This window comes from Acinetobacter sp. NIPH 817 (genome assembly GCF_000368405.1).
GTDB lineage: Bacteria > Pseudomonadota > Gammaproteobacteria > Pseudomonadales > Moraxellaceae > Acinetobacter.
The window spans coordinates 2,332,869-2,355,609 of the sequence record NZ_KB849420.1 but is presented as its reverse complement, the minus strand read 5'-3'; the positions used below and the strand labels follow the sequence as shown (position 1 = coordinate 2,355,609).

General features: G+C 38.2%; 27 protein-coding genes, 1 tRNA gene and 1 riboswitch. Of the genes, 14 read left to right on the top strand and 14 right to left on the bottom strand.

Going from position 1 to position 22,741, the window contains the following annotated elements; all coding sequences use genetic code 11:
• Positions 1-10: 10 nt before the first annotated feature.
• A complete protein-coding gene (locus tag F968_RS14785; protein WP_004794237.1) occupies positions 11-1,444 on the bottom strand; it encodes an alpha,alpha-trehalose-phosphate synthase (UDP-forming) in 1,434 nt (477 codons plus the stop codon).
• Positions 1,432-2,283 carry a trehalose-phosphatase gene (gene otsB / locus F968_RS14780; RefSeq protein WP_004794235.1) on the bottom strand — a complete coding sequence of 284 codons (852 nt, stop codon included), beginning with the start codon at positions 2,281-2,283 and terminating at the stop codon, positions 1,432-1,434. The genes F968_RS14785 and otsB overlap by 13 nt, the downstream gene beginning before the upstream one ends.
• A 356-nt stretch (positions 2,284-2,639) precedes the next feature.
• On the opposite strand from otsB, the gene F968_RS14775 reads away from it, so the two are divergent.
• The 5 genes from F968_RS14775 (at position 2,640) to bioD (ending at position 7,295) form a co-directional block, all read left to right on the top strand.
• Positions 2,640-3,365, top strand: coding sequence for an alpha/beta hydrolase family protein (locus F968_RS14775; RefSeq protein ID WP_004794234.1), 726 nt, complete (start codon positions 2,640-2,642; stop codon positions 3,363-3,365).
• A gap of 99 nt (positions 3,366-3,464) precedes the next feature.
• Positions 3,465-4,745: an adenosylmethionine--8-amino-7-oxononanoate transaminase gene (gene bioA, locus F968_RS14770; protein WP_004794232.1), complete on the top strand. Its 1,281-nt coding sequence runs from the start codon at positions 3,465-3,467 to the stop codon at positions 4,743-4,745.
• Position 4,746: 1 nt separating this feature from the next.
• Positions 4,747-5,904: an 8-amino-7-oxononanoate synthase gene (locus F968_RS14765; RefSeq protein ID WP_004794231.1), complete on the top strand. Its 1,158-nt coding sequence runs from the start codon at positions 4,747-4,749 to the stop codon at positions 5,902-5,904.
• A complete protein-coding gene (bioC, locus tag F968_RS14760; protein ID WP_004794229.1) occupies positions 5,901-6,650 on the top strand; it encodes a malonyl-ACP O-methyltransferase BioC in 750 nt (249 codons plus the stop codon). The genes F968_RS14765 and bioC overlap by 4 nt, the downstream gene beginning before the upstream one ends.
• The gene (gene bioD, locus F968_RS14755; RefSeq protein ID WP_004794227.1) at positions 6,651-7,295 is read left to right on the top strand and encodes a dethiobiotin synthase; all 645 of its coding nucleotides are present in this window, start codon (positions 6,651-6,653) and stop codon (positions 7,293-7,295) included.
• A gap of 60 nt (positions 7,296-7,355) precedes the next feature.
• Here bioD and rluB read toward each other — a convergent pair whose 3' ends face one another.
• From rluB to F968_RS14730, 5 genes are all read right to left on the bottom strand, one after another.
• Complete coding sequence (gene rluB, locus F968_RS14750; protein WP_004794225.1) at positions 7,356-8,279, bottom strand: 23S rRNA pseudouridine(2605) synthase RluB; 924 nt, start codon at positions 8,277-8,279, stop codon at positions 7,356-7,358.
• Positions 8,280-8,320: 41 nt separating this feature from the next.
• Positions 8,321-8,914 (bottom strand): SMC-Scp complex subunit ScpB, encoded by a 594-nt coding sequence (gene scpB, locus F968_RS14745; protein ID WP_004794223.1) that lies wholly within the window; start codon positions 8,912-8,914, stop codon positions 8,321-8,323.
• On the bottom strand, positions 8,911-9,702 hold the full coding sequence (locus F968_RS14740) for a segregation and condensation protein A (RefSeq protein ID WP_034596365.1): 792 nt from the start codon (positions 9,700-9,702) through the stop codon (positions 8,911-8,913). Before F968_RS14740 ends, scpB begins: the two co-directional genes overlap by 4 nt.
• A gap of 224 nt (positions 9,703-9,926) precedes the next feature.
• Positions 9,927-10,544, bottom strand: a complete 618-nt coding sequence (locus F968_RS14735; RefSeq protein ID WP_004794219.1) for an L-threonylcarbamoyladenylate synthase — start codon at positions 10,542-10,544, stop codon at positions 9,927-9,929.
• A gap of 89 nt (positions 10,545-10,633) precedes the next feature.
• Complete coding sequence (locus tag F968_RS14730; protein WP_004794218.1) at positions 10,634-11,296, bottom strand: elongation factor P hydroxylase; 663 nt, start codon at positions 11,294-11,296, stop codon at positions 10,634-10,636.
• A 96-nt stretch (positions 11,297-11,392) separates the two neighbouring features.
• Here F968_RS14730 and F968_RS14725 point away from each other — a divergent pair, with 96 nt between their 5' ends.
• From F968_RS14725 to lysM, 6 genes are all read left to right on the top strand, one after another.
• A complete protein-coding gene (locus tag F968_RS14725; RefSeq protein ID WP_004794216.1) occupies positions 11,393-11,953 on the top strand; it encodes a YceD family protein in 561 nt (186 codons plus the stop codon).
• A gap of 74 nt (positions 11,954-12,027) precedes the next feature.
• Entirely contained in the window at positions 12,028-12,213 is a 186-nt protein-coding gene (gene rpmF / locus F968_RS14720; RefSeq protein ID WP_000290730.1) for a 50S ribosomal protein L32, read from the top strand.
• Between the two features lie 151 nt (positions 12,214-12,364).
• Positions 12,365-13,351: an ACP S-malonyltransferase gene (gene fabD, locus F968_RS14715; RefSeq protein ID WP_004794214.1), complete on the top strand. Its 987-nt coding sequence runs from the start codon at positions 12,365-12,367 to the stop codon at positions 13,349-13,351.
• Positions 13,348-14,082 carry a 3-oxoacyl-ACP reductase FabG gene (gene fabG, locus F968_RS14710; RefSeq protein WP_004794212.1) on the top strand — a complete coding sequence of 245 codons (735 nt, stop codon included), beginning with the start codon at positions 13,348-13,350 and terminating at the stop codon, positions 14,080-14,082. The genes fabD and fabG overlap by 4 nt, the downstream gene beginning before the upstream one ends.
• 84 nt (positions 14,083-14,166) lie before the next feature.
• A complete protein-coding gene (gene acpP, locus F968_RS14705) occupies positions 14,167-14,403 on the top strand; it encodes an acyl carrier protein (RefSeq protein ID WP_004641570.1) in 237 nt (78 codons plus the stop codon).
• A gap of 185 nt (positions 14,404-14,588) precedes the next feature.
• Positions 14,589-15,062, top strand: coding sequence for a peptidoglycan-binding protein LysM (lysM, locus tag F968_RS14700; protein WP_004794210.1), 474 nt, complete (start codon positions 14,589-14,591; stop codon positions 15,060-15,062).
• Between the two features lie 44 nt (positions 15,063-15,106).
• Here the strand turns inward: lysM and F968_RS14695 are convergent, their stop codons facing one another.
• A complete protein-coding gene (locus F968_RS14695) occupies positions 15,107-15,874 on the bottom strand; it encodes a hydroxymethylpyrimidine/phosphomethylpyrimidine kinase (protein ID WP_004794208.1) in 768 nt (255 codons plus the stop codon).
• 97 nt (positions 15,875-15,971) lie between these two features.
• Here F968_RS14695 and F968_RS14690 point away from each other — a divergent pair, with 97 nt between their 5' ends.
• Positions 15,972-16,646 (top strand): HAD-IA family hydrolase, encoded by a 675-nt coding sequence (locus F968_RS14690; RefSeq protein ID WP_004794206.1) that lies wholly within the window; start codon positions 15,972-15,974, stop codon positions 16,644-16,646.
• Between the two features lie 59 nt (positions 16,647-16,705).
• Here the strand turns inward: F968_RS14690 and ribB are convergent, their stop codons facing one another.
• Complete coding sequence (ribB, locus tag F968_RS14685; RefSeq protein WP_004794203.1) at positions 16,706-17,365, bottom strand: 3,4-dihydroxy-2-butanone-4-phosphate synthase; 660 nt, start codon at positions 17,363-17,365, stop codon at positions 16,706-16,708.
• 90 nt (positions 17,366-17,455) lie between these two features.
• Positions 17,456-17,606: riboswitch (FMN riboswitch) on the bottom strand.
• A gap of 176 nt (positions 17,607-17,782) precedes the next feature.
• On the opposite strand from ribB, the gene F968_RS14680 reads away from it, so the two are divergent.
• The gene (locus F968_RS14680) at positions 17,783-19,567 is read left to right on the top strand and encodes a DUF2157 domain-containing protein (protein WP_004794202.1); all 1,785 of its coding nucleotides are present in this window, start codon (positions 17,783-17,785) and stop codon (positions 19,565-19,567) included.
• Positions 19,564-20,115 carry a GDYXXLXY domain-containing protein gene (locus tag F968_RS14675; protein WP_004794201.1) on the top strand — a complete coding sequence of 184 codons (552 nt, stop codon included), beginning with the start codon at positions 19,564-19,566 and terminating at the stop codon, positions 20,113-20,115. Before F968_RS14680 ends, F968_RS14675 begins: the two co-directional genes overlap by 4 nt.
• 55 nt (positions 20,116-20,170) lie before the next feature.
• On the opposite strand, the gene panD is transcribed toward F968_RS14675, so the two are convergent.
• From panD to F968_RS14650, 5 genes are all read right to left on the bottom strand, one after another.
• A complete protein-coding gene (gene panD, locus F968_RS14670; RefSeq protein WP_002120296.1) occupies positions 20,171-20,551 on the bottom strand; it encodes an aspartate 1-decarboxylase in 381 nt (126 codons plus the stop codon).
• A 131-nt stretch (positions 20,552-20,682) separates the two neighbouring features.
• Entirely contained in the window at positions 20,683-21,264 is a 582-nt protein-coding gene (gene pth / locus F968_RS14665; RefSeq protein ID WP_004794200.1) for an aminoacyl-tRNA hydrolase, read from the bottom strand.
• A 20-nt stretch (positions 21,265-21,284) separates the two neighbouring features.
• Positions 21,285-21,581 (bottom strand): 50S ribosomal protein L25, encoded by a 297-nt coding sequence (rplY, locus tag F968_RS14660; protein ID WP_004794199.1) that lies wholly within the window; start codon positions 21,579-21,581, stop codon positions 21,285-21,287.
• 96 nt (positions 21,582-21,677) lie between these two features.
• A complete protein-coding gene (locus F968_RS14655) occupies positions 21,678-22,628 on the bottom strand; it encodes a ribose-phosphate pyrophosphokinase (RefSeq protein ID WP_002120445.1) in 951 nt (316 codons plus the stop codon).
• 36 nt (positions 22,629-22,664) lie between these two features.
• Positions 22,665-22,739: transfer RNA gene (locus F968_RS14650), tRNA-Gln, on the bottom strand.
• Between the last annotated feature and the right edge of the window lie 2 nt (positions 22,740-22,741).

Sequence of the window (22,741 nt, the reverse complement as noted above, 5' to 3'; positions counted from 1 at the left end):
TTATTTAGATTTATAAAACCTGATAGATCGATTGATAATTATCTTGTAATAATCGCTGAGGCTTCATCAGTAGAGTCGGTGTCTTTTCTAAATCATCCAAGAAGTTATTTCGCCAATGGGTAAGATCAGAAGTTGTTAATCCCTCTATCAATTGCTGATAACGATTAATACGCTCAGTTTTAGACATTTCTAAAGCCATTTTTAAAGTATCCATCATTGCCGCTCTATCTTGCGGATCAACAATCAAGGCTTGAGACATCTGCTCAGCAGCTCCAGCATATTTAGATAAAATGAGTACCCCTGGATTTTCTGGGTCTTGGGCTGCAATATATTCTTTAGCGACCAAGTTCATACCATCGCGTAGTGAACTGATCCAGCAAATATCTGAATGGCGGTAAATGTGCATGAGATTATGGTGTTGAACCGTGTCATAGCAGCAATCTACAGGTCGCCAGTCTTCATGTGCAAACTCTTCGTTAATTAACTCGAGCTTGGTTTTAAAACGTTGGAATAAACGCTGATAAGCTGGAATATCGGTACGAGATGGTATTGCAACTTGAAGATGTCGAACTAAACCATGATATTCGGGGCTGGTTTCCAAAAAGGTTGCAAATGCATTAAATCTTTCGAGTAAACCTTTTGAGTAATCAATACGATCAACCCCAATAATTGTTCTTTGGCGTGGGATTTCTTCAAAATTAAACACAGAAGAGGTCGCCAAATCTTGTTGTGCTTGCGTTTGTATAATCTCTGGCTGAACACCAATTGGGTACGACTTAATTAATATTTGACGTTTTTTATAGCTAATACTATTGCTTTGAATTTTCTGAGCTTCGAGTAAATTTAGACAAGTTTGCATACATGCATTTTGATCGATTTGGGTTTGTAAACCAATAACATCATATTGACTCAAGTCTTGAATTAATTCTCGAGCTACTGGAATTTTGTGCCAGATATTTAGGCTAGCAAAAGGAATATGTAAAAAGAAACCAATTTTATTTTGCATGCCTAATTCACGGCAGTAACGCGCTACACTAAAAAAGTGATAATCGTGTATCCAAATAAGATCTTCAGGTTGAGCAAGCTGTTTTAACTTTTCAGCAAACAAACGGTTGACCTTTTGGTAGGTGCTATATTCTTGCGCATCATATTCAATTAGATCTTCGCGACTATGCATTGCTGGCCAGAGAACCTTATTTGCAAAACCACAGTAATATTGCGCATATTGTTGATGAGTAAGAGGGCAGGTAATGTAATCAATTCCCTGAGAAGAGGCTTGTTCAAACTCTGGCGCTTCGCTATCGGTAATTTGCTGGCCATTCCAGCCTAACCAAATGCCATTACTATCATTCAAAGCATCTTGTACAGCCACGGCGAGACCACCAGCTGAAGCTTTACCTGAAGGCATACTTATCCGGTTCGATAATACGATTAATTTAGACATATTTTTTCTCCATTCTGATTTTGGCTATTTTTGACATATAAGCTTTTTATTCTGTTTTGAAATAAAAAAAGAAAATTCGCGACACTATCAATATCTTTTAATCTATATTCAGCTTGTGTTTCACCACAACCCACTTTAATCGTGAGACCAGATTGTTGATTAATAAATACAAAACCAGATTCATCTGTTAAATCATCGCCTATAAAAATAGGTAAAACAGAAGGTAAATTAAGATGATTTAATATGGTTTTAATGGCTTTACCTTTATCAGCTTGATGAGGTATTAATTCAATAACAAATTTCCCCTTATTTAATTTTAATTGAGGATAATCAGAGCTAATCTGTTGCATAATATTAATAGCGTGATTTTCTAAATCTGGTTTTTTACGATAATGTACAGCAATAGAATAACCTTTGTCCTCAATTAATAAATCGGGATATTTTTCACAAGATTCTTGAATATCTTGTTTTAATTGTTTAAAATTAATCTGAGTTAAATCTGGCCGAATATAATGATCTGAATCAAGACAAATATCTAAACCATGCAAGCCCGCAATTGGAACTTCAATAGGATATAAGAGTTTACTAGCTGTATTGACATCACGACCTGTTACAGCAATAACAGGTATATTTAATTGAATAATTTTTTTTATAATTTCAAGTGTGGTGTTTGGAATAAAACTATGCTCAGGATTAATTTGAAAGGGTGCTAATGTCCCATCAATATCCAAAAATAAACAATAATTTTTATCTAAAGATAAATTACTTATAATATGATTGGGTGTAACAAAATATGTATCTTTTTCTCTCCCATCAGATATTGTATTTTGACTTTTCATATTAGCCTTCCCAATATTTTTTGATCAATAATTATTCTTCTAACATTAAAATGAATTGATGAGTCATTTCTTTTAATAAAAAAACATAAGTATTAACATTAATTACATTGCATAATGGATTTATAGGCGAAGTGTGGAGTATGTTGTTTTTTGATTGGCTTCAAGGTTTAGTTAATTAAAGTTTTGTATATTTAATATGAATAATGCCGGTCTTATTTATCAATATATTTCAGAATATTAATGTATTATAAATACTTGATTTTGTGACTTGTAAATTGTTTTTAATATTGATTTTAAAGGATATTTTAAATCAATATTATTATATAATCTTTATAAAATCGGCTTTGGATAGGCATATGAAGTTACAAAATAAAATTTTATTAATTACGGGTTGGGGAGTAGGCGTGGAACCTTTGCAATCTCTAAAATTGCATTTGGAAAAAGAGGGTTTTGAAACTCAACTTATTAATATTTTTAATGTTTTAGAGTGTAACTTTCAAGCGCAGCTTGATTTAGTGGATGAAGTTGATGTGGTAATAGGCTGGTCTTTAGGTGGACAGTTAGCCACTCAACTGGTTGATATTTTTTACAAGCAAACAGGGCAAACAAAAACTTTAATTACGCTCGCTTCAAACCCTTGTTTCGTTGCCAATCACAATTGGCAAACAGCAATGCCTACTGATGTATTTAGTCAATTTAAAGCGTTTTTTTTACAGAACCCGCAAGCCACTTTAAAGCGCTTTTATTATTTGATTACACTTGGCTCAACCCAAGCTAAACAAGATTGGATAAGCGTACAAAATATAGCAAGCCCGCCTTCAAATGAACTTTTAATAGAAGGTTTGCAAATGCTTGAACAACTAAACTTGGTAGATAACTTAAAAAACTATTCTGGCCGACAACTTCACCTCTTTGCTGAGCAAGATAATGTCATTCCTTGCAAAATTATCGAAAAATTTGAGGAGATCGTGACAGAAAACATGAATTATAAAGTGCTAAAAGGTGCTACTCATGCTTTTCCATACCTCGAAGTAGACCGAACAATTGAAGAAATCTGCCAATTTTTAACAATTCATCAGTAAAGTTAATAAGCTTTGATTGATCTCGCAATTTTCTTTCATTCTTAACAGGTTTAACATGTGCTAAATGAGAGATTTAATTGCTGTAAAAGGGTAAATAGGATGACCGATAATTTTGATTTAGAACATATTTGGCATCCTTATACTTCAATGACCCAACCGTTACCGACCTTTAAAGTTAAACGTGCCTATGGAGCAACGATTGAACTCGACGATGGTAAGACTTTAATTGATGGTATGTCATCTTGGTGGTGTGCAATTCACGGCTATAACCACCCTGAACTCAATCAAGCAGTGACAGATCAATTACAAAACATGTCACATATTATGTTTGGTGGGTTAACCCATGATCCTGCGATTGAACTTGGTAAAATTCTTTTAAAAATTACGCCGCCAAGTCTCGACAAAATTTTTTATGCAGATTCGGGTTCGGTTGCTGTTGAAGTTGCTTTGAAAATGGCTGTGCAATTTTGGACAGCACAAGGCCAACCACAAAAAACAAATTTTATTACTACACGTTCTGGTTATCACGGTGATACATGGAATGCGATGTCTGTTTGTGATCCAGTAACAGGCATGCATCAGATTTTTGGTACAAGTTTACCAAACCGTCTTTTTGTAGCAGCACCGCAAACCAAATTTCATCAAGAGTGGAACCAAGAAGATATTGCCGAACTAGAACAGGCTATTCAGCAAAATCATGAAAACCTTGCTGCACTGATTATTGAGCCAATTGTACAAGGTGCAGGGGGCATGCGTTTTTATCATCCTGAATATTTACGTCAGGCTAAAGTGCTTTGTGAAAAATATAACCTGCTTTTAATTTTTGATGAAATTGCCACTGGTTTTGGCCGTACTGGTAAGCTCTTTGCGTGGGAGCATGCCCAAGTTGAGCCAGACATTATGTGTATAGGTAAAGGCTTAACAGGCGGCTATATGACCTTATCTGCTACCTTAACCACAAAGCATGTTGCAGAAACCATTAGTCGCGGTGAGGCTGGGGTATTTATGCACGGCCCAACTTTTATGGCCAATCCACTTGCCTGTGCGGTTGCTTTAAAAAGTACGCAATTGTTAATTGAACAAGATTGGCAGGCCAATATTGAGCGAATTGAGCAACAGCTTAGCCAATATTTAACGCCTTTAAGTCAGCTTGATTATGTTGCTGATGTGCGAGTGCTCGGTGCAATTGGTGTAGTAGAACTCACCTTTGATGTTGATATGAAAACTTTACAGCAACAATTTGTAGACCGCGGAATCTGGATTCGTCCTTTTGGAAAATTGGTTTATGTGATGCCACCGTATGTCATCACTCATCAAGAGTTAAATGATTTGCTTGAACAATTGGTTGAGGTTGTTCAAACGATGCAGGGAGCGTATTAAGATGTCATTGCTCAATCATTTTGCTGCCGAGTTAGATGAGTTAAAACAACAAGGTAACTTTAGACACTTTACTCAAAATGTGCAGCATGACCGTTTTATTACGATTCAAAATAAAACGATGCTTAACTTGGCTTCAAATGATTATCTTGGGTTGGCGGCTGATATCAATCTTCGCCAAGAATTTCTAGATAACTATCCACTAGAAAGAAGCTATTTTAGTTCGTCATCTTCACGTTTATTAACGGGCAATTTTGAAGAATATGAACAATTAGAAAATAGCCTAAGCCAAGCATTTGGTGGTCGGTCGGCTCTGCTATTTAATAGTGGCTATCACATGAATATTGGTATTTTGCCTGCTGTTGCTGATAGCAAAACTTTAATTTTGGCAGATAAGTTAGTCCATGCGAGCATGATTGACGGTATACGTTTATCTGGTGCGCAGTATGTGCGTTATAGACATAACGATTTACAGCATTTGGAACAACTTCTCCAAAAATATCATGATGATGAAAAGATTGAACGTATCATTGTGGTCACAGAAAGCATTTTTAGTATGGATGGTGATGAAACGGATTTAGCTGCATTAGTCCAGCTCAAAAAACATTTTGCTAAAACCATGCTATATGTCGATGAAGCACACTCAATTGGTGTGCGAGGTCAGCAAGGCTTAGGATGTGCTGAACAATATAATGTCATTCAAGAAATTGATTTTTTAGTTGGCACATTAGGTAAAGCGTTAGCAGCAGTTGGTGGTTACATTATTTGTGATCCAATTATTAAAGATTATCTCATTAATAAAATGCGCCCACTTATTTTTAGTACTGCACAGCCCCCGATTGCGATGGCATGGGCAAACTTTATTTTTCAAAAAGTATTACTTGCTCAACCTCAGCGTGAACATTTAAAAAATATTAGCCAATATCTTCAACAAGCTGTTGTGCAAAAGGGTTATGTAAGCCCATCGACCAGCCATATTATTCCTGTCATTGTTGGAGAGAGTCAGGCTGCGATTGATAAAGCGAAGCAAGTTCAGGAAAGTGGTTTTTATGCGATGCCTGTACGTCCACCTACAGTCCCTAAAAACAGTTCCCGTTTGCGTATTTCTTTAACGTCAATGGTGCAGCAACATGAGCTTGAAGAATTGGTGAGTTTTCTGTGAGTTTGAATAAAAACTTGGTTGCCCAGCGTTTTGCCAAAGCAGGGCAAAGCTATTCAGAGCATGCAATTGTTCAAAAACAAATTTGCCAAAATTTAATGAGTTTACTCCAGCAATTTTGTCCGAGTAAGATGTTACGTGTCTTTGAAATCGGTTGTGGTTCTGGCAATTTAACGCATCTTATTTCCGCATCTTTTCAGATTGAAGAGTTAATTTTAAATGACCTGTATGCAGATGTGCAGCAGCACTTTAATCATCAAGAAAATTTGAAATGGTTAATTGGGGATATTGAAACTTTAGAGTTTCCCCAGCAGCTCGATATGATTGTTTCAGGTTCAGCTTTACAGTGGATGCAAGATTTGCCGCTTTTGCTTAAGCATAGTAATGAGGCTTTAGTTGATCAAGGCTGGTTATGCTTTTCAACATTCGGCTCTCAGAATTTAAGAGAAATTAAAGAGCTAACAGGACAGGGTTTAAGTTATTGGTCAGTTGAAAATTGGAATAGTGCCTTAATTCAGGCTGGTTTTGAGATTTTTCATTTGTCAGAGTCAGAAACTCAACTCTATTTTGATTCGCCTAAAGCCGTGTTGCAGCATTTAAAAGCAACAGGTGTAACGGCAACTGCTCAGCACCGTTGGACTAAGCAAACGTTACAACAATTTTATCAAGATTATGATCGGTTTAAGCATGCCGAAGGATATTCCCTAACATATCATCCAATTTATTGTATTGCCCGGAGAGTGAAGTAAATGAGTGGCCAGATCTATTTTGTGAGCGGGATTGATACCGAAATTGGTAAAACTTACGCAACAGGATTTTTAGCAAAATTATGGACTGAACAAGGTGAAAAAGTAATTACCCAAAAACTCATTCAAACAGGTAATGCTGATATTTCTGAAGATATTGAAAAACATCGTGAAATTATGGGGCAAGGTTGGTTTCAAGAAGATCATGACAAGCTCACCATGCCTGAAATTTTTAGCTATCCTGCTTCGCCTCACCTTGCAACACGCCTAGATAACCGAGAAATTGATTTTCAAAAAATTGAAAATGCGATGCAAACATTGGCAGAGCGTTTTGAAATTGTATTGTTAGAAGGTGCAGGTGGTTTAATGGTGCCATTAACTACCAGTCTACTCACAATTGATTATGTGGCTCAGCACCAGTTCCCCGTTATTTTAGTAACATCAGGCCGTTTAGGAAGTATTAACCATACTTTACTTAGTCTTGAAGCACTTAAGTCTCGTGGATTGAAATTAAAGGCTTTGGTTTATAACCTAAAAGATGAATCAAAAGATCCATTAATTTCTCAAGATACTTCAAATTATCTGAAAGATTATTTAGCAGTTCATTTCCCTGAAGCTGAATGGATTGAACTGGAAAAAATGAATTAAGTTAAAAAATGATATAAAAAAACCGCTCTGATTTGAGCGGTTTTTTTATATCAATAAATCTTAGAACTTCTTAGAACCACGGTTAAAACCAGTCGATTTACGTTGGTTACCCGTGTTAGCCGGAGCTTCTTTTTCTTCATCACGACGTTGTTGGCGTAAGTAACCGCCACGACGAGCAGCCATTGGCTTTTCAGTCATACGGTCAGTACGACGTTTTGCCATACCAAATAAACCTGTACCTTGGCGTGGTTTTAACTCAACAGATTTTGCTAGATTATCGATGTCAGTTTTATCGAGTTCCATCCAGCGGCCAGTACGTAATTCGCGTGGTAAAATAACTGTACCGTAGCGCGTACGCAATAAGCGGCTTACTTTAAGTTCTTGTGATTCAAAAATACGACGAACCTCACGGTTACGGCCTTCTTTCACCACAACTTGGTACCAGCGGTTAATACCTTCACCGCCAATTTCCGAGAAAGATTCAAATTTAGCAGGACCATCTTCAAGTTCTACACCATTGACCATGTTTTGGCGTATTTTAGGTGTTACTTCACCCATAACTCGAACAGCATATTCACGTTCAACCTCATTTGACGGGTGCATTAAGCGGTTAGCAAGCTCACCATCATTTGTAAATAGTAATAAACCAGTACTGTTAATATCTAGACGACCTACCATTACCCAGCGGTCATTCGCAATTTGTGGCAAATGATCAAATACAGTCGGGCGTTTTTCAGGATCATTACGTGAACAGATTTCGCCTTCTGGCTTATAGTAAATCAATACACGGCGACGAATTTCGTCTTCAATTTGAAACTGAACTTTACGGCCATCAATGCGTAATTCATCGCCTGGTTCAATGCGCTCACCCACTTGGGCAACACGACCGTTTACACTCACGCGTCCTGCGGCAATAACCTCTTCCATATATCGGCGGGAACCTAATCCGATTCGCGCTAATACTTTTTGCAATTTTTCACTCATGACAGCACAACCTTAGACATAATGATCAACAGTCCACCTCTTTATGATTTCGGTGCATTTGCATCGAGAGCCATAAAGGCTTCCTTGGCGTTCTGTAGGGGAGGCAATTGGCCTAGCGATGCTAGACCAAAAGCATTCAGAAACTGAGGCGTTGTAATTAGCAACGCGGGTCTTCCGGGTAAATCTCTAAAACCGGCTTCTTTAATCCAGTTCCAGTCAAATAGTGTTCTAAGAATCTGACTATTATTAGACACACCACGAATTTGTTCAATATCAGCGCGGGTAACCGGTTGATGATAAGCAATGACAGCCAGGGTTTCTAGTAATGAAGGCGACAGTTTTGTTGGTCGCTCTGGCCAAATTTGAGCAATAATACTACGATATTTAGATCGTACCTGAAAGCGAAACCCTTGCGCTGTTTCAATCAACTCAATAGATCGGCCATGTTGTAATAGCGCGAGCTGTTGTAAAAGTTGACGAAGCTGTTGTTTATTATATTGATTATTAAATGCTTCTTTTAAACGGGCAATTGAAACGGGTGCTTCACTGGCAAAAATAATAGCTTCAAGTTGTAATAAGACTTCGTGGTGAATGTCAGCTAATGACAAATCCGTATTATTTTGTTCAAAGCTCATATTGAAGATCCTTGAATTGCTAACGGAGCTTCAATACCTGAGGCAATAATTTTAATTCGCTGTTGTCGGGTTAACTCTAAAACAGCCATAAATGTAACAACCATTCCCATGCGACCTTGCAGAGGATTGAGTAATTCTTTAAAACTTAACACGTCACCAGACTCTAATTTCTCTTCAATATATGCAATGCGTTCTTCTAGTAAGACAGGCTCTTGAGCCACAACATGTGTAATAGGTTCTGGTCGGTTAAACACACAGAACAATGCGTCATGTAGTGCTGAAATATCATAGCCTTCATAAACAGGAGCAATATGACCTAAGCTCACATTTGCACTGAATGTATCACGCTCAAGAATTGGCATTTGACCCAAACGTTCAGCCGCTTGCTTGATACGTAGATAGGTTTCAAGTCGGTCAATAAGTTCTTGTTTAGGGTCTTTTTCAATACTGATGATTGTTGGCTTTGGTAAAAGTAGGCGAGATTTTAAATCTGCCAATAAAGCTGCCATCACCATATAATCAGCGGTTAGCTCAATATTTAAAGATTTCATACTATCCATATAAGTTAAATATTGAGTTGCTATAGGCGCAATATCGACGTGAATTAAATCAAAACCGTTTTTTTGAATCAGATAAATTAAAAAATCTAGTGGACCTTCAAACTGTTCGAGCAAAATCTCAAATGCAGCAGGAGGGATATAGAGATCTTCAGGAAGCTTGTCATGCCACTCATCTAAAACACGGATGTGTGGAGCGTCTTCCATGGATTGATGAAGTGATTGATTCATTACGATTATAAGCCACGCGAATTTTCAAAAGCATGAGACTTGTTATTCAAGTCAAAGAGAGCTGTAAACAGAAGAACAGCAGATAGTGAAAATCATTCTAAATGAATTGTGCCTTTTAATAAATTACTTAACGACTAAAGTGTAAAAAAAATCCAAAATAAATAAAGAGTATTTTTTTGAGTGATAATACTTTTTTTAAAACTATTGGTAAAAATTGTAAGTGCTTATTCAAAAGCACTTACATCGCCAATACCACGACGGATAATTTCAGGATGTTCACCCGATAAGTCGACAATACTTGTGCTTGTTAAAGTACCGAAACCACCATCAATAAATACATCGATTCGTTTATCTAGCTGATTTTCAATATCGTAAGGATCATCTAGAGGGTCTTCTTGGCCCGGTAAAATTAATGTACTAGTGAGTAGAGGTTCGCCAAGCTCTTGTAATAAAGCCTGACAAATTGGATTACTTGGAATGCGTAAGCCAATCGTTTTCTTTTTAGGATGCATTAACCTACGAGGAACTTCACTTGTTGCAGGTAAAATGAATGTCGTTATAGCAGGGGTATTCGCTTTCAATAAACGATATGTTGCATTATCAACTTTTGCATACGTTGCAATATCTGATAAGTCACAGCACATAATGGCATATTGATGTTTAGGTCCTAAACCGCGAATCTGCGCAATACGTTCCATGGCATTTTTATTACCGATTTGGCACCCAATTGCGTAGGCTGCATCGGTAGGATAAACCACAACATCTCCGGCACGAATGCGTTCAACCGCTTGGCTAATAAGGCGTTGCTGTGGATTTTCAGGATGTACATGTAAATGCATCATATTTTAGAGACTCCATCACGCCAGTGTTAAAATAATTATTAGGCTTTTTAAGTAACCTATGCAAGTAATTAACGTGGTTTTTTTGTCAATTAATCAAGGAGTTCACGTTTAAATTCATTTAATTGTAATGCTAGGCCTGAACGTGTACATTGGCAAATAAAACCAATAAATGCTGCTGCATCACGTGGCAACTTGGCTTCACCTGAAAAGTAACGTTGTACTTGAGCATAGACATTATCTTTAAATATTTTGCCATCTCCGCCATCACCTGTCAGGTTATCAAGCGAGACTCTAAATTTTCTACCAAAAGACTGTGCAAACAACCATTCAATTGCCTGGGGCTTAACTTCGACTTGTTCAAATAGACTTTGCTGTTCTTGCGTACGGCCATCGGGAGCGTACCAATATCCTAGATCTGGTAATAGACGTCTTTTTTCACCTGCAATAGACCAATGACTAATTTCATGCAAGGCACTATTAAAGAAACCATGGGCAAATTGAATCTTGGCAGGTTCTTTATTTGTTGCAGGGAAATATTCTGGTTCAAAATCTCCACGAACTAATGTCACATTATGGTGGGAAAACCAGTGATTAAAGTGTAAAATAAGCCAATCAACTTGCTCAGACTCCGATTTTGAGCTTGACCATGGTGAGAGTTGCACTATGTCAGGTACAAGAGTGTTCTGATGGGTTGAATGGGTGCAAACGAGTAATGAAGTGTTAACTTCAGGTTGCGGCTGCAACAGGTGCATTGCTTAATTTACCCCGAGTTCTGTCTAAAGAAGTGCAAAATTGTATCTTAATCTTTGACAGAGTACCGATGAATTTGTAGAATTGCCGCCTTAATTATGTCAGCAAATACCTTTCCGGCACAGATTGAGCCGTTTAAATGGGCTGAACAAGGCTTTACATGGTCAGGTCAACTGCCCTTGTCTCGCTTTGCTCGTATCGCTCGTGAAGCTGTTGGATCAATTGATAACCAATTGATCAACATAGACTGTAAGCTATCAATGGATGCATATCATCGCATTGTGTGGATGGATGGTCATATGGACACGATAGTTCCAATGGAGTGCCAACGTTGTTTGGAACCTGTTGAAATGCCTCTTGTCTTAGACTTTCATATTGCATTAGTGGATGATGAGTCACTGATAGAGCGCTTGGATGAGGATGCTGATTTCATCGTTTTAGGTGAAAGTGAGTCTTCGACGAAAGGCGATTATGATACGCCAGCCTCGATTAACTTGCTCGCATTACTAGAAGATGAACTGTTATTGTTGATGCCTTTATCTCCCAAGCATGATGCTTGTGAAAATAAACATCAACCTACCATTCAAAATGTTGTTGAAGAAAAACGGGATAACCCGTTTGATGTTTTGGCAGGTTTGAAGGGTAAACTTAACTCATAATTTGTGATATAATTGTGAGATAAGACAACTGAATTTGTTCTGATCCATTTTTTCGATCTTTGTAAGGAGCCATCATGGCCGTTCAGCAAAACCGTAAAAGTCGCTCTCGCCGTGACATGCGCCGTTCACATGACGCTTTAACCGAGAATGCATTAACAGTAGACCAAGCAACTGGTGAAACTCATCGTCGTCACCACGTGACTAAAGACGGTTTCTACCGTGGTCGTCAATTATTCGCTAAAGCAGCTGATGCTGAATAATTGTATGATATGCATTAAGCGTGATGCTTAAGTATAGAAAAAATGGGAGCGAAAGCTCCCTTTTTTTGTTGTTTTTCGCAATTATAAAAATATAAATAACATGTTAAATTTCCGCTCCAGAAATGAGTGAAAACCCAAAAAAGGATTTCTTATGTCTGCTAAACGTCTTGAACAAGTAGCTTTAGCCACAAAAACTGCGTTTGTGTTTCCAGGTCAAGGTTCACAAAAAGTCGGTATGCTTGCTGAACTAGCAGAACAGTTTAGTGGGGTTGGGCAAACCTTTGCGGAAGCTTCAGATGCGCTTGGATTCGATCTGTGGCATATCGCGCAAAGTGGTGAAGGTCTCAACCAAACAGAAAATACCCAACCTGTGTTATTAACTGCCAGTATCGCTTTATGGCGTGTATGGCTTGATTTAGGTGGTCTGGCACCTAAGTACCTTGCAGGACATTCTCTAGGTGAATACAGCGCTTTGGTTGCTGCAGGATCTATGAGCTTGGCAGATGCAGTGAAACTCGTGAATTTGCGTGGCAAACTCATGCAAAGCGCTGTTCCTCAAGGGGAAGGAGCTATGGCTGCAATCCTTGGTTTGGCTGATGAAAAAGTGGTTGAACTTTGCCAAACTGTGAGTGCGTCAGGTGAAGGCTCAGTAGAAGCTGCAAACTATAATTCACAAGGCCAAGTCGTAATTGCTGGAAGTACAGCATCTGTACAACAAGTAATGGCTTTGGCAAAAGAGCAATCTGCTAAGGCAATTGCTTTACCTGTGTCAGTTCCTTCGCATTGTTCATTGATGAAGCCTGCTGCTGAAAAATTTGCAGAAGCTTTGGAACAAACTGCCATTGAGCTGCCTACCATACCTGTAATACAAAATGTCAACGCGGGAATAGCTACCGATGTTGCTCAATTGCGTCAGGCGTTGACTGCTCAATTGTACCAATCTGTACAATGGACAGACACGATGCAGTTCTTACAAGACCAAGGTATTCACTACGTTGTTGAGTGTGGCCCTGGTACAGTATTGAGTAATCTCGCGAAGCGTTTACCAAATATAGAAAAAGCTTTTGCGATTGATAGCAAGAGTAAAATGGAAGATGCCCTAAATGCTGTTTTAGTGGCAGAAGGAAAAATTGCATGACACAAGAACGCAAAGTTGCATTAGTAACGGGCGCGAGTCGGGGCATTGGCGCTGCAATTGCCCAGCAACTTATTCAAGACGGTTATTTTGTTGTAGGTACTGCGACATCTGAATCTGGTGCACAAAAGTTAAGTGAAAGCTTTGGTGAGCAAGGTGCAGGTTTAGCTCTCGATGTGCGTAATCTCGATGAGATTGAAGCAGTTGTTTCTCATATTGAACAGAACTATGGCCCAGTGCTTGTTTTGGTTAATAATGCGGGTATCACGAAAGACAATCTATTGCTACGCATGTCAGAAGATGATTGGGATGACATTCTCAACATTCACCTTAAAGCTGTATATCGTTTATCTAAACGTGTGCTTAAAGGTATGACAAAAGCGCGCTTTGGCCGCATTATTAATATTAGTTCTGTTGTTGCGCACTTTGCAAACCCAGGCCAAGCGAACTACTCTGCTGCAAAAGCAGGTATTGAAGCATTTAGCCGTAGTCTTGCAAAAGAGATGGGTAGCCGCCAAATCACTGTGAACAGTGTGGCACCAGGTTTCATCGCAACAGAAATGACAGATGCACTTAGTGAAGACATTCGCAAAAAAATGAGTGATCAAGTGGCTTTAAATCGCTTAGGTGAGCCACAAGATATCGCAAATGCGGTGAGTTTCCTTGCAAGTGATAAAGCAGGTTACATTACCGGTACGGTATTACATGTAAATGGTGGTTTATACATGGCCTAAGGCTGATGTATAAACTTTTAAAAATTTTTATATTCAATTAAACTAGTGGCAAATCAAACGCCACAAGCAATGAGGAGAATTCCTGTGAGCGATATCGAACTACGCGTTAAACAAGCGGTTGCAGAACAACTTGGTCTTAAAGCTGAAGAGATTAAAAACGAAGCATCTTTTATGGATGACTTAGGTGCTGACTCTTTAGATTTAGTTGAGCTTGTAATGTCTTTCGAAAATGACTTCGACATCACTATCCCTGATGAAGATTCTAACGAAATCACTACAGTTCAATCTGCAATTGACTATGTAACTAAAAAACTTGGTTAATTCGCATATTGCTGAATAAAAGAAGGCCACCGTAAGGTGGCTTTTTTTATTTGTGAAAAAATTTAAGAGATACATATTTTTACAAGATCAACCTCAATTGATAGCAGAGGCATAACTTTTTTGAAGTATAACAATAAAGGTCAGTTTAATGACTTTACTATAAACAATAATATGAGGACTAAAAGATGGGTCTTTTTGATTTTGTAAAAGGTATTGGTAAGAAAAATACCGCTCCTGCAGAACCACAACCAGCTCCGGCAACACCAGCAGAACCTTCTGCACAAGAAGTTGCAAATAAATTATTAGGTTTAATTAAAAGTTTAGGCTTAGGGGTAGAAGGCTTATCTGTAACCTATAATGGTGCTACAGATACTGCAATTATTAAAGGGCAGGTAAAAAGCCAAGCAGATAAAGAGAAAATTATTCTTATTGTTGGAAACATTGATCATGTGGCGCAAGTAGATGACCAGATGACTGTTGCAACTCCTGAACCAGAAAGTAAGTTCTATACAGTGAAATCTGGTGACAATCTTTCAAAAATTGCGAAAGAGTTGTACGGTGATGCAAATCAGTATCCAAAAATCTTTGAAGCAAATAAGCCAATGCTAAAAGATCCAGATGAGATCTTCCCTGGACAGGTTTTACGTATTCCTCAATAATTGAGGGTAATAAAAAAGGCGCTTTAAGCGCCTTTTTTGTGCTTTTAAAAACGCTTTGGAATCTTTTGTCCGTTTGGTACAGGGGTGTCTGCATTTTTTAAAACACCGAATAACCATGTTTCAGCATGCTGTACTGCAATTTTTAAGGAATCACCTAAAGCTAAACGGCCAGCGATAAAGCTAGCTAAAGAACAACCTGAGCCGTGATATTCACCTTCAAGGCGAGGACAGCTACTACTCGCTACTAGTTCACCATCGATATATAAACTATTTTTAATATGATCTGGTGTATCTTCGTGTCCACCTTTCACTAGAACAGCTTTAGCACCCATTTCAAAAAGCTTTTGAGTGGCTTGATCTAAATCAGTAATACCTGTTAGAGCACGTAATTCAACGGTATTTGGAGTAATAATTGTGGCTAGGGGGATAAGTTCAACGAACGCTTTAACGAGAGTTGCTTGATCACCTAAAGAGCCACCACTGTTTGCGACTAAAACAGGATCAAGTACATATTGATAGTCAGGATGAGCACGTAAAAATTCAGCTAATGCAGCAATATTATCTGTCGTGCCAAGCATGCCTGACTTAACACATTTAATGGGTAAGTCACCTACAACTGCATTTGCTTGTGCTAATAAGAGTTCTTTTGAGGTTGCTTCGAAGCCAAATACTTGTTGTGAGTTCTGAATGGTGAGGGCAGTACATGCAATTGCTGCATGGGCACCACTTTGTCCAATTGCTTCGATATCGGCTTGTAAACCTGCACCACCTGAAGGGTCTAAACCCGAGAAACAAAGTACGGTTGGACGCACGGTTATTTCCTTTTCAATTTAAATTTACGTTAGTATAAGAGAGTTTGATTAAACTCTCGACCAATTGAATTAAATACTTTACTGGGTTAGTGATTGAATGGCTATAAAACATATTTTGATTGATTTAGATGGAACCTTAACAGACCCAAAAGTTGGAATCCATACTTCAATTCGCTATGCAATGGAGAAATTAGGCTATCCATTGGCTGCCGATTTAGATATTGATTGGACAATTGGCCCTCCTTTAAAGCCATCACTCGCAAAATTATTAGCTACTCAAGATGATGCGTTAGCTGAACAAGCTCTGCTTGCTTATCGTGAGCGTTTCTCGGTGATTGGTTTATTTGAAAATGAAGTATATCCTTCTGTTGTACAGACACTCAAAGCGTTAAAAGAGGAAGGGTATCGTTTATTTGTTGCCACTGCTAAACCAACGATTTATGCGAAAAGAATTTTAGATCATTTTGAATTAAGCCAATATTTTGTACATATTTATGGCAGTGAATTGACAGGTGAGCGCACCAATAAAGCTGAACTCATTCATTATATTCTTGAGCATGAGCAATTAAACCCAGAAGAATGCTTAATGGTAGGTGACCGTCAATATGATGTTTTAGGTGCACGTCATAATGGTATTGAGGCAGTCGCTGTGACTTATGGTTATGGAACAGCAGAGGAGCTTGCTCAAGCACAGCCAAAAGCAATGATTAATCAATTCTCTGAACTCTTGGACTATGTTGAAGAAGTAGCAGCACAAAAGAAAGTTTCTTAAATATTATTAAATTCTAATTTGTAGGTTTGGCTTTGATATAAAGCCAAACCTTTTTTTATTTAAACACCATGTTGTTGGCGGTATTGAACAAGTTCTTCAATGGTAATCACAGTTAAGTGATGAGTTTGCGCATAAGCCAAAACTTGAATGCCAGATGCCATAGTGCCATCTGGGTTAGTCAATTCACATAACACACCAGCAGGTTTTAAACCGGCTAATCTTGCGAGATCAATTGTTCCTTCAGTATGACCGCGTCGAGTAAGCACGCCACCATTACGTGCGCGTAATGGGAAAACGTGACCTGGACGATTAAGATCACTTGCGACAGCACCATCTTTAATTGCAGTTTGAATGGTAGTAACACGGTCTTTAGCAGAAACACCTGTAGTAACACCTTGAGTTGCTTCAATGGTTACTGTGAAAGCGGTATGAAACTGGCTGGAGTTTTGAGAAACCATTGGTGGTAGTTCTAGGTGGTCTGCTAGCTCTTCTGTAAGGCATAAGCATACGATACCCGAGCCATCACGGATCATACGTGCCATTGTTTCTACTGTTAAAGTTTCGGCTGCAATAATTAAATCTGCTTCATTTTCGCGGTCAAAGTCATCCATAACCAAGACAGGTTTGCCTTGACGGATATCTTCTAATGCTTGTTGAATACGTTGTTCAGCAGGAGAGAGGGCTGAGAAAAAAAGTTCTGGTTGAATTAAGCTAGACATAATGAAACGCTCTCGTAAAAATACGGTTGAACATTTCAGGACTGATGTAAAAACAGGCTGGCACTGACATAAAACGGATTTATCCCAGTTCGTCGTCTTCTTTCATCCGGACTATACCGTCGGCTTTGGAGTTTCACCAAATCTGCTCAAATTACACAATTTAAGCTCGTGGGCTTGTTAATCTATTTATAAAAATTAACTTTACCACCGGTGGGGAATTACACCCCGCCCTGAAGCGATGGGTTTTATTATAGCGCGCTTGATAAAATTGGCTAGATGCTTTTATAGAATGCTAAGTTTCTTTATGAATAAGTATTTTCATAAATAGAATTAGGCTTTTTAACAAGAGCTTACTTGTTGATATGAAAATGGAATGCTATGTTTTTTATAGAAAATTATAAATAAAATAGGTGTTTCATGCAGATAAGAGATGATTACCCTCTTACCAGTAGCTCATTTATTCAGCATCTCCATATTTTCAGTTATGTATTTATGGCGGTAAGTATTCTGTACTTAATTGCTGCTAACTGGTTGATGCTTCCAGACAGTATTCAACTCGCTATCCCGCCCGCTATATTAGTTGTCACAGCTTGGTTTAGCATAAAAGATACTTTAAGTGATGGGGTTAGGCAGACCTTACATAGCGTTTGTGGTTTGATGATAGGCCTAAGTCTGGCTGTAATTGGACAAGTTTATCAAACTGGGGCAGACAGTTATTTGCTTTTTTTAATTTGGACATTGCTTTTATTACCGTGGTTATACCGCCCGAATATTGGCATCTTCGCTTTAATTTGTATTACCAGCCAACTTACACTTTTTTTATTTTTTAAGCAGACTTTTTGGTTAGAAAAATTTCCGTATTTATACCTATTCATTCTAAATTTATTAAGCCTTATAGAATTTTGGATATGTATAAAGAAATATCGTGCTTTAAGGTTTGTCTTTATCGCTTGGTTAGCCGTTATTTCAATCATTGGAATGATTCAATATTTATCGAATACAAACATTCCTTATCTGATCTCGGCTTTCTTTTTAGGAATAATCGCTTTTTATTATTTCTTCAAAAAAAATGATCAATTATGTGCCAGTTTAATGGCTGCTGTTCTTGGCGTGACTGCAACAATATGGCTTGTAGATGGGATTAATCATTTATTTAAAGATTCTAATGAGTTCATTTTTTTACTGATTGCGGGCATTATTTTTACTTGGTTTGCACTTATTAGTTATTTCTTAATAAGAATTTTTCGCCAAAGCCGTTTTTATGTCATTCCTTTAGCAATTGGTGCTTGGCTTGCTGGTTTAGCACTTGCAGCATTTACACTCGTGTTTTGGGAGGCCATTTCTTTAGTCATTGGAATTATTTTTGTTGGATTAGCTTTTATTCTTTTAAAGAAATCACAAAGCTATTTCTTTCGACAATTTGCTTATTGTTTATTTATTAGTGGACAGACTGCTTTCTTATTTCATCTTGGTTCAGAAACAGATCAAATTCTATGGGTTTTAATTGCACAGATTTTTATTCTATGTATCAGTTATTTTCTTAAACCGCATTGGTTCTTCATTTTAATTCAAATGCTTGCTACATATGGCATCGCTTTTGTCTATTTGCTACAACTAGACCATTCGTTGTGGTCAATACATTCTACTCAAACCTATTTAAATTTAACTTTGCTCAATTATTTTGTTTTTAGTTTGGTGCTCTTACCTAAGAGAAAGTCACTAGCTCTATATGAGCGTAGTATTTTTTTATGTGTGCTAGTCATCATTCTAGTCGCTTCTTTTTTCGATACTTTTATGGGACTTGTTCCAGAAAATTCGATAGATCAACATAGGTGGGTTCTATATTTTCTGCCTAGTGTTTGGTTACTTTGCTTTAGTGTTTTTCATTTATATAGACAACTTCAGGGAATCACTTTTTTCGCTTTTTTAATTTTTGGCATATTGCTTATTACACTTGGTTATTTTGAAATTTTTATCCTGTTCATTATTTTAACGTGGGCATTAAAAAAGAAAGATTATATTGTTTATGGAGTTAGCTTGGCTGTATTAGTTTTAGTGTTCTGGCAGCTCTACTACAACTTACAAATAACTTTTCTAGCCAAAAGTGCCTCAATTTTTATTTCTGGTGCTGTTCTCTTGGCTCTGTCATGGCTACTTCATCGTGAAAATAAAGATGGTCTTGTTGAAGGAGAGAAAGAATGAAAAAGTATTTTTCTCTTATTCTTGCATTAACCACCATATTAATCTTTGTAGGATTAGTGGCAAAAAACGAATGGCATTTGCATCATAGTAAAAGTATTTTTATTGAGCTTAGACCAGTCGACCCGCGTTCAATTTTACAAGGTGACTATATGGCACTGGCTTATGAGTTAAATTTACAGTCTCTTAAAGCTCTTGCAGGAAGTGAGAGTGAGGCTCTAGAGCAGGTAATTTTTAATCATCCTTCTGTTCCAGCAAAAGTTATTTTGGATTCACAAAATCGAGTAGTTCGTACAATTTTGGATAATAACAATTCATTTGTTGGGCAAAGTTTAATTTTAAAAAATCCTGAAAATCGTTTACAGGCTTTATATCCTGCTTCACGAAGTTTTTTGTTTGCCGAAGGTCTAGCTCAATGCTATCAGAAAGCAAAGTATGCTGAATTTAAGGTAAATACAAAAGGAGAGGCGATTCTGTTTGATTTGCGAGGAGAGGGGCTTCAACCATTAAACTGCAAACAGCAAAAGAACTGGTGGAAAGGAACGATTTAGGATTTATAAAATTATAAAAGCCCGTCAATGCGGGCTTTTTTATTCTTAGAAGAAGTTAGGCAACTTGAACAGGGATACAATTCGCTGTGTGGTTGACTGTATTATTTGGGTTTGCATAGACCAAACGTGGTTTATGAATGTTTGCTTCAGCTTCAGTAAAATCACCAAATGTAGCAATAATGACTAGATCACCAACGTCTGCTTGATGTGCAGCACCGCCGTTTACTGAAATAATTCCAGAGTTATCTTCACCACGAATCGCATAAGTCGTGAAGCGTTTGCCATTGGTTACATTCCAAACATGAATTTCTTCATATTCACGAATACCAGCTAAGTCCATCAATACGCCATCAATTGCACAAGAACCTTCATAGTGAAGTTCAGCATGGGTTACAACTGCACGGTGAATTTTGCATTTTAATAAACGAGATAGCATGGCTAGCGTCTCCTGAGTAGACCTAAGATGTAGATCTTATGGTGAAATCTTTAGCTTTTGCGGTTGGCAAAGTGGCTGATGCGCATTTTGCTCCTAAAAAAGCAAGATAGCAAGCATGATTGTTCAACAATTTAAGTGGGTTTATATGCATTAATTTGATTCATGGCCTGTGGAACTTGTCCTTGAACAAGTAGTTTCACTTTAGAAAGGGCATGATCAATTGCTGCATCCATCAGATTTTGTTCACTACTTGGTGCTTTTCCAAGTACGTGACCTGAAACTCTTTCTTTTGAGCCAGGATGTCCGATACCAATACGTAAACGATGAAAATTTGGACCAATATGAGGGACAATGTCACGTAAACCGTTATGACCACCATGTCCACCGCCTGTTTTAAGACGAATTACACCAGGGTTCATATCAAGTTCATCGTGAGCAATCAAAATTGCTTCGGGAGCAATTTGATAAAATTTTGCAAATGGAACTACACTTTGTCCAGAACGGTTCATAAATGTAGTAGGTAGAAGTAGACGGACATCGTGTCCTTCTATATTACCACGTCCACTAATTCCGTGAAATTTCGGATCATTTTTTAATGTAATGCCATATTTATTAGCAAGCTGTTCAATGAACCAAAAGCCTGCATTATGGCGGGTTTGAGCATATTCTGAACCAGGATTGCCCAAACCAACAATTAGCGAAATATTTGACACTAATCTACGCCTTTCAACACTTATGCGCGTTTAAAGTCAGCGTGCATAGGAGTGTTTTTAGATGGGTGACGTTGTAACGCTTGGATTTTAACGTTTTCAACTTTATCGCCCACTTTGATTTCTACAACTTCTTCAAAGAAAGCATTGTTTTCTAAAGCTTTTACAAGCTCACGAAGTTCTAAAGTAATAGCTACAGGCTCAGCATTGCCACCATAAATGATAGCTGGAATTAATGCTTCGTGACGAAGGCGGCGGCTCGCACCTTTCCCTTGTTTGTCTTCAGCACGCGCTTGAGCGTTTAATACGAAGTTTGCCATGAGTAAATCCTCATTAAAGTTTAAATATACTAAACTTGCGACCAGTTTAGTGATAGAAAACCCCAGCCAAGGCCAGGGTTCATAAAAGCTGCGGTATTATAAACTATCGAACATCGCACTGATAGATTCTTCGTTATTAATACGACGAATCGTTTCAGCAACCATGCTAGCAACAGAAACCTGACGGATTTTGCCCAAGGTTAATGCTTCTTCAGAAAGAGGAATAGTGTCAGTGACAACCAATTCATCAATAACTGAATTACGTAAGTTTTCAATAGCCTTGCCAGAAAGTACAGGATGAGTTGCGTATGCAACTACACGGCGTGCACCAAATTGCTTAAGCGCATCAGCTGCTTTGCACAATGTACCGGCAGTATCAACCATGTCATCTACGATAACGCAATCACGATCTTTAACGTCACCAATTAAGTGCATAACTTGCGACTCATTGGCTTTTTGACGACGTTTGTCAATAATTGCTAAATCGATGTCACCCATCTGTTTGGCAACGGCACGAGCACGTACTACACCACCAACGTCAGGAGAAACCACCATAAGGTTGTCATGCTGTTGTTGACGTAAGTCAGCAAGCAAAGCAGGAGTACCGTAGATGTTGTCGACTGGAATATCGAAGAAACCCTGAATTTGGTCAGCATGTAAGTCAATCATTACGACACGATCAATACCAACAGTGGTAAGCATGTCTGCAACAACTTTAGCTGTAATCGGTACACGTGCAGAACGTGGACGACGGTCTTGGCGAGCATAACCAAAATAAGGGATAACAGCGGTAATACGACCAGCACTTGCACGACGCAAAGCGTCTGCCATAACCAAGATTTCCATAAGGTTATCATTGGTAGGGGCACAAGTAGGCTGAACGATAAATACGTCTTTACCACGAACATTTTCAGTAATTTCTACTGAAATTTCTCCATCAGAAAAGTGACCGACTGATGCAGCACCTAGAGGGATATGTAAGTGACTTACGACTTTTTGAGCGAACTGTGGATGAGCATTTCCACTAAAAACGACAAGATTGGGCATGAAGCACCCTTGGCGGTTGGTATGTAATTAAATAGATGGCAGGGGCGGCTGGATTCGAACCAACGGATGCCGAGATCAAAACCCGGTGCCTTACCACTTGGCGACGCCCCTAA